The organism is Alkalinema pantanalense CENA528 (assembly GCF_050753345.1).
Classification (GTDB): Bacteria; Cyanobacteriota; Cyanobacteriia; order Leptolyngbyales; family Leptolyngbyaceae; genus Alkalinema; species Alkalinema pantanalense.
The window spans coordinates 1-14,390 of the sequence record NZ_JBLZFX010000070.1; the positions used below are offsets into that span (position 1 = coordinate 1).

The window sequence follows — 14,390 nt, forward strand, 5'->3', positions numbered from 1 at the left end:
GGTTGAAGCCCTGGTTCTCTCACTGATTCAATCTCTAATCCCTAATATGATGCTAAATTACCTGCTTTTTCACGATTCTTGGTAAAACTCTTTATTTTTTTAAGCCTGAGTAGTTACGAAAAATATTTAGAAGCAAAGAAGAATATTCACCGATAGCGTCGTAACCAATCAACCAGCGTAACCAATCAACCAGCGTAACCAATAAAAAACCGACAGTCCTATTAAGAAACCTGTCGGCCAGTCGTGTGTTCCCTGTTGATGACTCGGCTAAAGTTGAGTCCCCTTTATTATGTCTACATCAATCTATTCTGCAAGAGATCGAGATCAGTGAAGTGGTGTGATCATGATCACATGTAGAACCTCGCATTTCAAATAAGAAATGCGAAACTAGTTAAGCTGCGAATCTACAACAGAGATTGTACGGATTCGTCTTATATCTTAGCTTGAGGTGCTCAGTAATTCTACTGTGTTTTTGAAAAATATAAATATTTGAGTCCAGAGAAATTATCTAAAGTAGTGGTAAAGCAGCCCAAACTGGGGAAATAAAGGTGTTAATCGGTAAAAAGTTCGGTTGCAAACAATTATGAAATTTAAGTTTAGACGTGTGTGCTCTATAAGGTGCCTATTCAACAGTCTTCAGATTTGTCAACCCTCATATTGATCAACTTTCTGTTTCACCACAGGTTAATTAGAAGTGGGGAGATGACAAAAGCTTTCTACGCAACGAACAAATAGTTCTACCCCCAAGGCCAGCGCTGTTTCATCAAAATCAAAGCAGGGGTGATGGTGGGGATAGTTTAATCCCTGGGCTGGATTGGCAGATCCCAAAAAGAAGTAGCAACCCGGTACTTCATTTAAAAAGTAGGACATGTCTTCTCCCCCCATGGTTTGACAGTTGGGGATGACCCCTAAGGGCGATTCAACGACCGTTTCGGCAACTGATTTAACAAGGGCTGCAATGTCTGGGTTGTTGATGACGGGGGGGTAGAGTTTTTGATAGTTCAAGTTATAGGTTGCACCATGGCTTTGACAAATTCCTGCAATGACCTGTTCCACCCGCTGCTGAAAGAAGGAAGCATAGTTTGGATTGAAATAGCGAACAGTGCCACTAAGGCGGGCGGTATCGGCAATTACGTTACAGGCGGTTCCGGCATGGAACTCTCCTACGGTGACGACGGCAGACTCGATCGGATCGACATTACGAGCCACGATCGTTTGCAGGGCGTTAACCACTTGAGCGGCAACGACGATCGAATCGATCGTCTGCTGGGGAATGGCACCATGGCCCCCTTTCCCAAAAATGGTGCAGCGGAAGGTTTCAACGGCAGCCATTAACGCTCCACTACGGACGCCGACCGTGCCAATGGGAAGCTGATTCCACAGGTGCAAGCCAATGATTGCGTCTACCGATGGATTTTGCAAAACCCCAGCGGCCACCATCGGTTCAGCTCCACCGGGGCCTTCCTCAGCGGGTTGAAAAATAATTTTGACGGTGCCTGCAAAGTCTGAATAGCGAGAGAGGTAGTAGGCTGTTCCTAGGGCGATCGCGACATGTCCATCATGGCCGCAGGCATGCATTTTGCCATCATGCTGCGATCTATATTCCACCTCATTCTCTTCTTGAATCGGCAGGGCATCCATATCCGCCCGAATGGCTAATACCTTACCCGGTTGCTTGCCTACGATCGTGGCAACAATGCCTGTTTCAGCAATGCCCGTTTGATGGGAAATGCCCCACTCTTGCAGCTTGGCAGCAATGAAGTTGGCGGTTAATTGTTCTTGGAATCCCAGTTCCGGTCGCTGGTGCAGGTGACGTCGCCATTGAATAATCTGAGGATGGAGCGATCGAATGCCGAGGCGCACCTGTGAGAGTTGAGGAGAGGAAGAAACCAGTGAGGATGCAACCATACAGCAGTAATGACTTATCTATAAGGAATAACCGAAGGGATAACCAAAAAGGGATAACCAATTAGCTCGAGTATTCTTTGATTTTGGCATCCCCAGAAAACTTTCGCTGAGTTCCGGCAGAACATCTCTCCCAAGACAGACTTTGGTCAGACGGGATTGAGATAGGACGGGCTGGAATTCCTTCACTCTGCATGAGGTGGAATGGGTGCGAGGTTATGGAAACCCTGTCGATTCTAGGCTGAACCCATCGTCAGAATTACTGCAAGTTATGTACTTTCCTTGACGATCGATTTGGCGCTTTTCTAGGGTGGAGACATCTTTTCGCCCGCTGATTGCTCCCTTCCATTGCTTCCCTTCGTTGGATATTTTTAGACACACTTTACTAGACACACCATGAGCGTTCGATCGTGCTTTCGGGAATGGCCTATCTGGTTAGCAACCTTGACGGCTGGTTTCTTGATTTTGCTGAACTCTTGGCAGGGAAATGCGGTCGCCACCTTGCCTCCCACTTCTCAAATCGCCCAGTCTGGTGGACAGTTCCAAGTTGCCTACAGTCCTGTTAAGAATGCAGAATTTGCTCCTTTTCGGCAGGTGATGCAGGAAAGTCGGTTGTACGAAACGATCGCTGAAGAACTGAATAAAGTCTTACTTTTACCCACAGATGTCACGATCGCTTTAGCGGAGTGTGGCACCGAGAATGCGTTTTACAGTGCTGACCACAAAAGCATTGTGATGTGTGATGAGTTATTGGCCTATTTCGGGAGGTTGTTTGCTCCTACGGCAACCTCTGATCAGGATTTAGGCGAATCCATGCTCTACACCAATCTATTTGTCTTTTTCCATGAACTGGGCCATGGACTCATTGATCTGTACGACTTACCCACTACTGGACGGGAAGAGGATGCAGTGGATGAGTTTTCCACTATCTTGCTGCTCGAAGCAGGAACAGATGGGGAAAAAGCTGTACTCAATGCTGCCCATTGGTTTGCATTACAAAGCGAGCAGCCGTCGGAGGATTTGGCCTTTTGGGATGAGCACTCCCTAGACTTGCAGCGGTTCTATGGCATTGCTTGTTTAGTCTATGGCAAAGATCCCGAAAAATTTTCCGATCTGGTCAAGGAAGGCTTATTGCCCGAAGCCCGTGCTCAGCGTTGTGGTCGTGAGTATGCGAAAAAGTCTCAAAGCTGGGATAAACTGCTGGTTCCCCATGTGCGATCGTAAGTCGCGATCGTTCAGATCAAATCGTATGCTGCGATCGTAGTACGTTCCATCCCATCGATTGCTGGGAAAAGATGGATGGGATGGATAAAGCACTCGTTGAGGAGATCGAATGGGTTTAGGCGGAATGCAACGTCTTCCAGTGTTGTTGCAGATCCGCGATCGTGAACACGGCGTCAAAGTTCAAACCTTGCTCTGCATAAAATTCCGCACCGCCCTGCTGTCGATCGACCAAGGAAACCACGCGATCGACCTGATAACCAGCATCCCGTAAGCGGTGCACGGCCTTCATGGCCGACTGCCCCGTTGTCACAACATCTTCCAACACCACAACGGGGCTGCCCGCAGGCAATGTTGGCCCTTCAATGTAGGCTTGGGTGCCGTGACCTTTGGCCTCCTTCCGCACAATCAACGCCGTCAGCGATCGGCCTTCGTAGGCAGCAACGACGCTAGCGGCAGTGACGATCGGATCTGCCCCTAACGTGAGACCCGCCACCCCGATAGTCTCTGCGGGAATGTAAGGTAACAGAATGCGCCCAACTCCCAACGCGCCTTGGGGGTGCAGGGTAACTTGCTTGCCATTGATGTAATAAGTGCTGCGCTGTCCGGAAGAGAGTAGAAAATCCCCTTCTTTGTAGGCAACTTCACAAAACAAATCTAAAAGGGCTTGACGGAGATCAGCCAGGTCAGCACTTGCCCAAGCAAAGTTAGATTGAGTCATATTTTCTAGGGTCATCAGGGCAAACTAAAAACATCAATTGTGGGCACGATCGCAACTTTGATTAACAGGAATTAGATCAACGTGAACAGCAAGCTGTTATTCATACTTCACTCAAATTAGCCGCACTCAAAGTTCTGGTTTGGGTGGAACCTCTGGTGCAACCCAAGCTCAGAAAATCTGCCAATATTAGCGATTGCTGCGCGTTAAATCCTTTGACTGTTCAAGTATGGGATCTTGCCAAATTTGATCTTAGTCGGAAATGATCGGCTACCATGAATCGAAAACTTCGAATCACAAACTTCAAGGTCAATATTCTATGGGCGCAAAGCTAAAACATTGGGGTAGCTTGCTGCTCACTGTAACCTTTGGGTTTCTACCCATGACTGCAGTGCAAGCACAAGAACCCACCGCTGCAACGGTTTATCGGCCCGATGAAACAATTCCTGATGCGATGGATCGGGAATTTTTTGATCACGCCAAAACCTATGTGAATAGTCGTGACTTTCCAACCACGCAGAACTTTCACACTATATTTGGGCCGGAATTTCCTGAAAATGCCATTATCAAAGACGCCAAGAGTGTCCATCGGATCTATCGCTACCTGCTAGAGTTGCAGAATGATCAGGATCCCTACCTCCGGACGGCGGATTTAGAGAACCCGTTTAACACTTCGGTGCAGTTCTTACCTAGCCAAACCGGACGGATGGCGGGTAATGAGCTAATTTTTGAGAGTGGCGTACCAGCCCCTGCTCCAGTTGTTGTCCCTCCGCCTGTGATGGCTCCGGAACCCATTCCAGCGCCGCCTGTCCGACGGCCAGTGGAAGCTAAGTTTTAATCCCAAGCAAGACCTGAACAATTGAGTGAAGTTCACCTCAGGTGAGTTTTACTCCGATCGCAGGAGTCGAGCTAAGTCGATCGCAGAATTCTGGAAAATCTGCGATCGATTTTTTGGAGATTGTTGTGCTCCTAGGATTTGGTTGCAGGGATCTGTACCTACGGTTCCAGGGCTTTGAGGGCAGCTTGCACCCGTTGCACATTCTCTTCTTGGCCCTGCTGTTGATAGAGCTGGTAGGCCCGTTGAAACGCTTGCAGTGCTGCATCCCGCTGATTACGTGCTTGCAGCGCCTGACCTAAGCCATAGAACGCATTCGCATCTTCCGGATCCAGTCGAGTTGCCTCGCGATAGGACGCGATCGCACTGGCATAGTCACCCTGCTGAAAGTAACTGTCTGCAATCCCTCGATGGGCTTCCGGTAGACTGCTGTTCAACAAAATGGACCGCTGGTAAGCGGCGATCGCGGCTTCCATTTCTCCCGCTGCTTGCAGAACTCGGCCAATTTGGGCTTGCAGCTTAGCATTGCGGGGATCCAGTTGAGCAGCGCGGTCAAAGGATTGTAGGGCAGAGGTGCGATCGTTACGCATGAGGTGCGCAATTCCCAACCCGAGGGGAATTCGACTGGATTTGCTATCGAACTTTGCAGCGCGTTGCAGGACGTTAATGGCATCATCGGGCCGTTCCTGTTCCAGGAGAATAAAGCCAATCCCCGTCCGGGCATCGGTATTTTGCCCGTCAATTTTCAACGCCTCCTGATAGGCTTGTAACCCCGCTTCATACTGGTTTTGCCGGGTGAGTAAGACGCCCAAGCCCAGATAGGCATTGAGATGTCGATTATTTAAATTCACCGCTGTCCGATAGGCGGTAATCGCATCGTTTTCCCGGCCTAAGCTTGCTAAGTTAAAGCCCAAAGCATAGGCAAAGTCGGCATTTTTAGGATCGATCGCGATCGCCTGTTGATAGGCTTGGACAGCTTCTTGGTAACGTCCCTGAGTGGCTTGAATGTAGCCGATACTGGAGAAAATACGAGCATTTTTGGGGTCTAGCTGGGCTGCTCGTTCAAACAAAAATAGGGCTCTAGCAAAGTTCTTTGCTTCAATTTGATCCCGTGCATCCTTCAGCACCGTTTCCAGTTCCTGTTGCTCGGCTGTTGGTTGGCTCTGGGCATAGGGCCCCGTGGATTGCGCTATCGAGGGCGCACCCGTTAACAAAATCAGGGTGGTGACGATCGCCCCCAGGATTGACTTACCAAAAGAATGGGTCATAGTGAGAGTTGTGTGAGGAACGGGCAGAAATGCTACCATCTCTGGGTTCATTTTGCGAGGATAGCCCATGATTTTATCAACAACCGATGTCCTTCAGGGAGTCGAAATTGACGCCTATTTGGGACTAGTGACAGCGGAAGTGGTGTATGGCAGTAATGCTTTACGCGATTTTTTTGCCGGAATCCGGGACATTATTGGAGGCCGTACCGCAAGTTATGAACGGGTTTTCCAGCAGGGACAGCAGGAAGCCTTTGCCGAATTGGAAAAACGCGCAAAGGCGCTGGGGGCGAATGCGATCGTGGGGATTGAAATTGACACTGGAACCATCAATCTCGACCAATCTGGCGTCATGTTGTTGATTACGGCAGTGGGAACAGCCGTTCGAACTCGCTAATCAGTAACCACCTTGCTGAACTTCTCGAAGCGTAAACTCAAAATGTAAAAATAATCAATAAAAAAGAGGTTATTTTAAAATAACCTCTTTTTTGTACGGGCTAGGAGGGATTCGAACCCCCGACACCGTGGTCCGTAGCCACGTGCTCTAGTCCACTGAGCTACAAGCCCTCGCACAAGATTTATACTAACACACCCTACTCAAAACATGCAAAACATTTCTGAAAATGCTCTGAATTCCGCCTCCCTGAGCCATCTGGACGATCGAGGACAGGCGCAGATGGTGGATGTGTCCGCTAAAACGGCAACCGTGCGACAGGCGATCGCGGAGGGCTTTGTCCGGATGCAGCGATCGACCCTAGAAGCCATTCTGGCGGGCGATTTGCCCAAGGGTGATGTGCTGGGAACGGCTCGCATTGCTGGCATTATGGCTGCCAAACAAACGGCCAATTTGATTCCCCTCTGCCATCCTCTCCCGCTGCAAAAGGTGGAAGTGCAGATCTTTCCGGTAGAAAGCTTGCCCGGTCTGCGCATCGAAGCCACGGTAAAAACCAAAGCGGAAACGGGGGTGGAAATGGAAGCGCTGACCGCTGTGTCAGTCACCGCCTTGACCCTCTATGACATGGCCAAAGCGGTAGAGAAGTCGATGCAGATTGAGGCCATTCAACTTGTGCAAAAAACGGGTGGCAAATCCGGCGACTATCAGCGGTAAGCCCGTCAAGCTGCGCATTCCCTTCATTGGGAAATTTACGCTACTTGGGAATGGGGCCGATCGGTGTGTAGAATCATCTGCTCCGGAGGAAGGCCTGCCCGTCGAAGAGCGGCGGATCCCTCTGGGGTTAACCCGACTAGTCTGACCTGTTTATGGAATTGGTGATATTTGCCAATAATTTTGGTCAGCGAGCTTGCAGCGGCAAAGTCCCACAGATGGGCATGGTGTAAATCCAAAAGAATCTGGGGTGGATCGTCCCGATAGGTAAACTGTTCGATCAATTGGCTGGTCGAGCCAAAAAATAGTTGACCGGACAGCGCATAGACTTTGGTATCGCCCTGCCCCAGAGAAGTAGTCACCCGCACCTGAGCCGCCTGCCAACCAAAAATCAGCAGACTGACGAGTACACCAACCACAACCCCCTTCGCCAGATCATGGGTCAGCAGTGTAATACCTACGGTTAAGGGCATGACAATCAGTTCTGGCATAGGCGTCTTGCGCCAAGTAGTGAGCGATCGCCAATCAAAGGTTTCAAACGCCACCATGATCATGACGCCCACCAACGCCGCCATGGGAATCTGCTGCACCCAATCGCGTAGGGCAAAGATCGAAAACAGTAAAAAGGCCCCGGCGACGCCCGTGGATAGCCGCCGACTCCCACCCGATCGCACGTTAATAATGGATTGTCCCACCATGCCACACCCAGCCATGCCACCCAGAAACCCTGTGACAATATTGGCAATGCCTTGTCCTTTGGTTTCCTGATTGCGGGAACTGGAGGTATCGGTCAAGTCGTCCAACAGGGCTGCGGTTAGCAACGATTCTAGGAGACCCACGATCGCCAGCGTCACGGCATAGGGCAGGATGATGCCGAGGGTTTCTAGGGTGAAGGGAACGTTGGGAAAATGCAAGCTGGGCAAGTTACGGGTAATTTCTCCGATATCCCCCACGCGACGAATGGGTAATTTGAGGCCAATGGCCACGATCGTCATGGCAATGATGGCCACTAACGGCGCAGGCACAGCTTTGGTGATGCGAGGAAAAAGATAGACGATCGCCAGTGTGACCGCCACCATGACGGGCATTTGCCAAGGTTCGCCAGTAAATTGCTGGATTTGCGCCACAAAGATCAAAATTCCTAGCCCATTGACAAAGCCAGCAATGACGGACTGTGGAATAAAACTGAAAACCTTCTCTAACTTGAATAAACCAATCGAGAATTGCAGCACTCCGGTTAAGACAGTGGCGGCAAAGAGATATTCCACCCCATGGTTAGCCACTAAGGACGTCATCAACAAGGCCATCGAACCTGTAGCGGCAGAAATCATAGCTGGTCTGCCCCCGGCGATCGCAATCACAATGGCCATACAAAACGAGGTGTAGAGCGCCACCATTGGATTGACCTTTGCGATCGCGGCAAAGGCTAAGGATTCTGGGATCAACGCTAAGGCGACGGTGATTCCCGCAAGGATTTCTTTTTGGAGGACAGCAGGGGTGAATTGCGGGGCAGCAGGGCGTCTGAGGATGCGTCGCCCCATTGTCTTCATACGATGAAACCCTCGGATCCCGATTCCCATAGGCCCCAACCCCCAATGAATGAATTGCACTGAAGAATGACTTTGGCAGAATAACTCTATCGATTGAAGCAAGAATGCCTGTATAAATACGGGCTAATCAGTAAGCCTTGCAATTTCTTTACAAGGATCCAAACTGTCCATGAAGTTCCTATGAGCTTGCGTAGGCAGGGTAACTTCTGCCACTCACCTGAATCATAAATGCCTACCAATGTCTAGAGGGTTGGTTCCATGGGAGTTCTGTTCAAGAGGAGACAGGTTCAAACCAAGCGACGATCGCAAAAATCAGAAACAGGACGCCCCCTAAAGCCGTCACCACCCGTTCCGATAACCGCCCTGCAATTAACCGTCCTCCGATGACAGCAATCAGCGCACAAATCGCATGTCCCAGAATTGCGCCGATCGTGACGGCGATGGGATTATTGGCTGCTGCCAAGGCAATGGTGGCAAATTGCGTGCGATCGCCCCATTCGGCTAGAAACACCAGTACACAGGCTTCTGCCATGATGGCGAAGGGCGCTGCTTTTTTGAGCTTTGTTTCCGCTTCTGCGATGGCTTCGACCGCTTCCTTCTCGGCCTCCGCGCTAGGGGCCATAGAAGTCATTTGGCTGGCATCGTACAGTAGCTTGAAACCAAATAGAAGGAATAGACCGATCGCGGCATAATGGGTGACTTGTTTGGGTAATAGCGCCACAAGTTGACCGAGACCAACGGACAAAATGGTCATGGCGGCTAAGGCCACGATCGATCCAACAAAGACCCAACGACGCGGATAACGCATCGCAAGACAAAGAGAGATGAAAAAAGTTTTATCTCCCAATTCGGAAATTGTAATGAGTAAGAGAGAAGCAGTAAAACCAGTCAGCATAGCCGGACAGACATTGGGGTACAGCGTCCAGCGTACCGGAGAGATTCTCCAAAAGTGTGAAGATGAAAAAACTATGAGAGCTAAACCTAACTAGGTCTAGCTCTGTTACTGGTTCTATCACTGCATGGCTGCGAGCAAGCTGATATGGTCTTATTGCACTAAGGCTTGTGGGCGACTAAGGATGCTCCCAGGACTTTGGACAGGAAAAACTCGATCGAGTGAATCAAATAACGCCGATCTTCTTGCGGATCAACCATTGGCCTTACCAAAATCGTGTGCATTCCCAAACGATTTCCAGCCAAGACATCCGTAAACAAACGATCGCCCACCATGCCAACCTGCTCTGGCGGCAGACCGATCGCTTCCACTGCACGGCGCAATTTCCGGCGAGACGGCTTAGCCGCTCCAGCAATGTAAGGGACTTTGAGCGTTTCAGCAATGCGCTTAATGCGAGTTTCACTGATGTTGTTGCTCACTAGCCAAATTTTTGGGGTTACGGTTTGGACAGCTTCAACCCAAGGCAAGAGTTCCGACGACACTTGCGCCATGGTGATCGGTACGAGGGTTTCATCCACGTCCAATACAAGCCCGCGCAGACCACGTTGCTGCAGCAATTCAGGGCTGAGGCTCAAAATCGTATCCGATAGCAGTAGGTCAGGTTGCAGAAGTTTTCCCCAAGACATAAGTAAAAATTTGGGCTAGGAGGTACAAACTAGAAACAGGAAGATCCAATGATCAGCAAGACTTTAAACGAGACTTTAAAAACAAAAACTACAGACAAGCCGTTAAAAATAGCCTATTAAAGGCAAACTGTTAAAGACGAACCGTCAAAGGCGAACTATTAAAGATATTGTACGAGTAGCATAAACGTAAGTTAGGGCAAATTTCGAGAACACCCTCGACAGATAATCGACAGATTTTTTGCCCCTGATTGAGAAATTAAAGTTGAGAAGCTGAACTCAAGTTTTAACTAATACTCCTGCCTCCAGCCGCAACGACCAGCAACTAACTATGGCTTTTTAGGTTTAGGAGAGGATGACGTGGGCGCGGGAGTCGCGCTTGCTTCTACCCGATCGCGAATCTGAGTTTGGGCAGACTCATGCTCTGCTAGGGTTTGGCTAAAGACATGCGTTCCATCATAACGTGCGACAAAGTACAGATAGTTAGTCTGCTCCGGCTCCAAAGTCGCTTTCAGACTCGCTAGCCCAGGACTGGCGATCGGGGTTGGTGGAAGCCCTGGCATGATATACGTGTTGTACGGAGATGGGGTGCGCACCTGTGCCAACGTTAAGGGTTGTTCCTTAGTCTGACGAATTCCCAAACCATATTCCACCGTAGGATCCGAACCTAAGGTTATTCCCTGCTTTAAGCGATTCGTAAATACCCCAGCAATGAGGCGGCGCTCACTGGGCACAACGGCCTCTTTTTCGACAATGCTGGCGAGGGTGACCCATTGCAGCAAAGACAGTTGCAGGGGATTAGCGGCTTGTTGGGATTGATAAATCGGCAGCGCTGTTTGCTCAAAGCGATCGAGCATTTGCCGAATGGCTTGCTCCGGCGTTAACGTAGTCCCGGCAACTTCGTAGGTATCCGGAAAGAGAAATCCTTCTACAAATGGCAGATTAGGCGGCAGCCAAGGATACTGCTGGGAGGGTATTTGCTGAGCTGCTTGTAAAAATGCTTCCGCTTTGAAAAAGCCTCGCTGCTCAAAGTACTCAGCCATTTGGCGCAGTGACCAGCCTTCAGGGATCGTGAATTTGTTCTTAATCACATCCCCTGTCCAAATTTTGAGGGCGATCGCCTCCATGGATTCCGTTGGTGAGAGTTCGTAAGTCCCTGCTTGGAATCCTCCCGATTGTCCTTGCAGCTGCTGTAGTCTTGTCCAGATTTGCCAAGCTCTCTGGGAACGAATTAAACCAGCTTTTTGTAAATTTTGACCAATTTCTTGGGCAGAACTACCGGGAGGGACTGCAAAAATGAAGCTTTTGCTAGGCGTCTTTCTTTCCATAACAGGGGCGATCGAGGTCTGCCACCAAACCTTCGATCGCCAACCTCCCAGTCCTACCAGCATCAGAATGCTTAATCCAATCCATGAGGCTTTGCGGAGGATTTTCATGAGTTTCTAGAGTCAGACAAACTGAGTAAACCACTGACTCGTTACTCTAACGCATCAAAAAGCTGATCCTCAATCATGGGCAAAAGAGGCTCAATTTTCTCCAATTCGTCTGGGGATAGTAAATTAGGCTGACCTTGTTCATCCATCCGTGCCAGAATGAAGTACGGATCCAAATGAGCGTAGACTGAATATTCTTGATCTTGGTTGTAGAAACTAGCTAAGAGTTGAAGTTCCTCTTGCTCCTCTTCATCAAACTCACCCTCGTCGTAATCTTCGTCTTCCAAGTCTGGCAGATCTCCCTCAACCGTTAAAACTACTGCAGTTCGCTTGAGAACCAGGTTTTGCTCACCCAGTACAGCTTTGGCCGTGGGGAAAATTCGCTGAACTTCCGCTTCGTCTTCCACTAAAACAGCTTCTTCTTCGTCACCACCATCGCTTTGCCACGTCACAATTTCGATCGTGGAATCCACAGGCAATAGTAGGACGTAATCTTGACCCTCAACACTGAGCGAATGTTCAATGTAGCAGTCTAGCGTCAACCCGGATTCATCGGTTAGGGTGACAGTAGGCGCATCAAAAATTTCTTCATTCATCGGATTTTCCTTATCCCAGCTTGACGGGGCACTTTTAGCGATGCTACCGAGTAGCAATCCAGCGATGCCAGCACAGTATGCGGTGGCAATGCCTTACCCTCAGACAAGTATCGCCTAGAATGCACCCTCTGTACGGGGTTCCTCGGAGAGTTTTTAGGATTCTATTGAGGATTTCAGATGAGGGTTGCGATGGAGGATGGACTAGTGCTGGCCCTAGGGACTTTGCTTGAAAAATAGCAACATTGAGGCGATCGGGGTATGTTTTCGATCTCCTCAATGCCAAAAAACTAGACGGGTTTTCTTGAGCATTAACTTGAGACATCCTGAACTATTCAATGAAGATACGTTTTGGTTTGCTCACTTCTTGAGGCTAGCCCCTCCCAAAAGTGCCCCCTGGGCATTAAAATGCATCCATCATTCGGTCATCTGGCAGTTGTTGCGCTTTTAAGTTTGTAGGTAATTAATCATGGGTGAGTTGGAACGCGTACCAGTCGGCATCGTAGGTGCATCTGGCTATGGCGGTGTGCAGTTGGTGCGGTTGCTCCAAGATCACCCCCATCTGGAACTGACCTATGTGGCGGGGAATAGCACCGTTGGGCAGGAATTTTCGGAACTGTATCCCTACCTCTCCAACATTGTTCATCAGAAAATTGAAGCTTACGATGTGGAGGTCATTGCCGATCGCTGTCGCATTGTCTTTTTAGCCTTGCCCAATGGCCTTGCCTACAAGATGGCTCCGGAACTGCTGGCACGGGGCTGCAAGGTGCTGGATCTCTCTGCGGATTATCGCTTTACCGATCTTGCTACCTACAAAACTTGGTATGGGATGGAGCGCAATGATGCAGACATCAATGAGCAGGCCGTGTACGGGCTACCGGAACTGTATCGCGAGAAGATTGCAGAATCCAACTTGATTGGTTGCCCAGGCTGCTATCCCACTGCTAGTTTGTTGGCCCTAGCTCCGTTGCTGAAACAGGGATTGGTGGTGCCGGAAACCGCCATTATTGATGCTAAGTCAGGGACTTCTGGGGGCGGTCGCCATGCCAAGGTCAATATGTTACTGGCGGAGGCGGATAACGCGATCGCGCCCTACGGAGTGGCCCGTCACCGTCACACGCCAGAAATTGAGCAGATTTGCAGCGACCTAGCAGGCCGGGAAGTTTTGGTGCAGTTTACGCCGCATTTGGTGCCGATGGTACGGGGCATTCTTTCAACCGTCTATGCAACGCTACGGGATCCGGGGTTAGTGCGGGAAGATTTGCTGACCATCTACGGGGCGTTCTACCGCAACTCGCCTTGGGTGAAGCTGCTTCCGGCAGGCACCTATCCCCAAACCAAGTGGGCCTGTGGAACCAACCTCTGCTACATCAGCATTGAAGTGGATCCCAGAACCGATCGTGTGATTGTCATGTCGGTGATTGATAACTTGCTGAAAGGCCAAGCAGGGCAAGCGATCCAGTGCGTTAACATCATGATGGGATGGGAGGAAACCCTCGGCTTACCCAAGCTAGCTTTTTATCCGTAAACGTTTTATCCATCGGGGTGAGCGCCGGATTTTTCTGTTGGGTAACCCAGCACGATTCTAGAGAACGGCTCAAGAATATTGCAAAAGAGGCCAATGCCAATGCAACCGCTGTCACGGGTTACTCTCAATCCTGAGGGGATGGGGAGTCAACTTTGTATTCGCGGATTACTTGTCACTGTAGGCACGATCGTCGGTCTCATGGCCTTGGGGCGAACGCCTTAGGAAATCTTGGTAGCCTATCCTGACCTAGAGTTAGCTGACATATACGAAGCCTACGCCGTTTGGCAAGTGGAAGAAATTTTTATGCCAATGCCAATGGTATGAAAATTTTGGTCGATATGAACCTATCACCTGACTGGGTATCCCGATCATTGCAGCCTTACTTGTCCGACAAATTGGGTGAGCTAGTTTAATCTTGTCCAAAGTTTAATCTCACCCAAAGTCAACCTCGTACGCCGCACTAGGCAATGATCCTAAGTTGGCCTTTGATCCTTCGCTCGATCGGTGGAATGGTGGATTAGAACGGTGTAGTTAAAGGAATGTCAAATGTTTCAAGATTCAAAATCCTAGAGGAGGCTTTTGCTGATGCTACCTGAAGACAGCAGCGCTACACACCGCAGCCTATCCGATGTGATGAAACAATTTCTGTTAGGCATCGCATT

At 49.6% G+C, this 14,390-nt stretch carries 14 protein-coding genes and 1 tRNA gene; 6 read left to right on the plus strand and 9 right to left on the minus strand.

The genetic code is table 11. From position 1 onward, the window contains the following. Window positions 1-684 precede the first annotated feature (684 nt). The gene (locus tag ACN4EG_RS19220) at window positions 685-1,908 is read right to left on the minus strand and encodes a M20 family metallopeptidase (protein WP_431631798.1); all 1,224 of its coding nucleotides are present in this window, start codon (window positions 1,906-1,908) and stop codon (window positions 685-687) included. Window positions 1,909-2,301: 393 nt separating this feature from the next. On the opposite strand from ACN4EG_RS19220, the gene ACN4EG_RS19225 reads away from it, so the two are divergent. After that, window positions 2,302-3,129, plus strand: a complete 828-nt coding sequence (locus ACN4EG_RS19225) for a DUF4344 domain-containing metallopeptidase (protein WP_431631799.1) — start codon at window positions 2,302-2,304, stop codon at window positions 3,127-3,129. Between the two features lie 115 nt (window positions 3,130-3,244). Here the strand turns inward: ACN4EG_RS19225 and pyrE are convergent, their stop codons facing one another. Further along, window positions 3,245-3,847 carry an orotate phosphoribosyltransferase gene (gene pyrE, locus ACN4EG_RS19230; RefSeq protein WP_431631800.1) on the minus strand — a complete coding sequence of 201 codons (603 nt, stop codon included), beginning with the start codon at window positions 3,845-3,847 and terminating at the stop codon, window positions 3,245-3,247. A 379-nt stretch (window positions 3,848-4,226) separates the two neighbouring features. Here pyrE and ACN4EG_RS19235 point away from each other — a divergent pair, with 379 nt between their 5' ends. Beyond that, entirely contained in the window at window positions 4,227-4,682 is a 456-nt protein-coding gene (locus ACN4EG_RS19235) for a hypothetical protein (protein WP_431631801.1), read from the plus strand. Window positions 4,683-4,840: 158 nt separating this feature from the next. On the opposite strand, the gene ACN4EG_RS19240 is transcribed toward ACN4EG_RS19235, so the two are convergent. Next, on the minus strand, window positions 4,841-5,947 hold the full coding sequence (locus tag ACN4EG_RS19240) for a tetratricopeptide repeat protein (RefSeq protein ID WP_431631802.1): 1,107 nt from the start codon (window positions 5,945-5,947) through the stop codon (window positions 4,841-4,843). Between the two features lie 67 nt (window positions 5,948-6,014). On the opposite strand from ACN4EG_RS19240, the gene ACN4EG_RS19245 reads away from it, so the two are divergent. Next, on the plus strand, window positions 6,015-6,341 hold the full coding sequence (locus ACN4EG_RS19245; RefSeq protein ID WP_431631803.1) for a YbjQ family protein: 327 nt from the start codon (window positions 6,015-6,017) through the stop codon (window positions 6,339-6,341). Window positions 6,342-6,437: 96 nt separating this feature from the next. Here the strand turns inward: ACN4EG_RS19245 and ACN4EG_RS19250 are convergent. After that, window positions 6,438-6,511, minus strand: a tRNA-Arg gene (locus ACN4EG_RS19250). A 37-nt stretch (window positions 6,512-6,548) separates the two neighbouring features. Between ACN4EG_RS19250 and moaC the strand changes: the two genes are divergently transcribed. After that, complete coding sequence (moaC, locus tag ACN4EG_RS19255) at window positions 6,549-7,052, plus strand: cyclic pyranopterin monophosphate synthase MoaC (RefSeq protein ID WP_431631804.1); 504 nt, start codon at window positions 6,549-6,551, stop codon at window positions 7,050-7,052. A 35-nt stretch (window positions 7,053-7,087) separates the two neighbouring features. Here the strand turns inward: moaC and ACN4EG_RS19260 are convergent, their stop codons facing one another. The 5 genes from ACN4EG_RS19260 to ACN4EG_RS19280 form a co-directional block, all read right to left on the minus strand. Then, complete coding sequence (locus ACN4EG_RS19260) at window positions 7,088-8,629, minus strand: SulP family inorganic anion transporter (RefSeq protein ID WP_431631805.1); 1,542 nt, start codon at window positions 8,627-8,629, stop codon at window positions 7,088-7,090. Window positions 8,630-8,870: 241 nt separating this feature from the next. Continuing rightward, complete coding sequence (locus ACN4EG_RS19265; protein ID WP_431631806.1) at window positions 8,871-9,494, minus strand: TMEM165/GDT1 family protein; 624 nt, start codon at window positions 9,492-9,494, stop codon at window positions 8,871-8,873. A gap of 158 nt (window positions 9,495-9,652) precedes the next feature. Further along, a complete protein-coding gene (locus tag ACN4EG_RS19270) occupies window positions 9,653-10,177 on the minus strand; it encodes a YqeG family HAD IIIA-type phosphatase (RefSeq protein ID WP_431631807.1) in 525 nt (174 codons plus the stop codon). A gap of 326 nt (window positions 10,178-10,503) precedes the next feature. After that, window positions 10,504-11,610, minus strand: a complete 1,107-nt coding sequence (gene mltG, locus ACN4EG_RS19275) for an endolytic transglycosylase MltG (protein ID WP_431631808.1) — start codon at window positions 11,608-11,610, stop codon at window positions 10,504-10,506. 41 nt (window positions 11,611-11,651) lie between these two features. Beyond that, window positions 11,652-12,203, minus strand: a complete 552-nt coding sequence (locus ACN4EG_RS19280) for a DUF3727 domain-containing protein (protein ID WP_431631809.1) — start codon at window positions 12,201-12,203, stop codon at window positions 11,652-11,654. Between the two features lie 466 nt (window positions 12,204-12,669). On the opposite strand from ACN4EG_RS19280, the gene argC reads away from it, so the two are divergent. Further along, window positions 12,670-13,728 (plus strand): N-acetyl-gamma-glutamyl-phosphate reductase, encoded by a 1,059-nt coding sequence (gene argC, locus ACN4EG_RS19285; protein WP_431631810.1) that lies wholly within the window; start codon window positions 12,670-12,672, stop codon window positions 13,726-13,728. Window positions 13,729-13,827: 99 nt separating this feature from the next. Continuing rightward, window positions 13,828-13,950 (plus strand): DUF433 domain-containing protein, encoded by a 123-nt coding sequence (locus ACN4EG_RS19290; protein WP_431631811.1) that lies wholly within the window; start codon window positions 13,828-13,830, stop codon window positions 13,948-13,950. The last annotated feature ends 440 nt before the right edge of the window (window positions 13,951-14,390 follow it).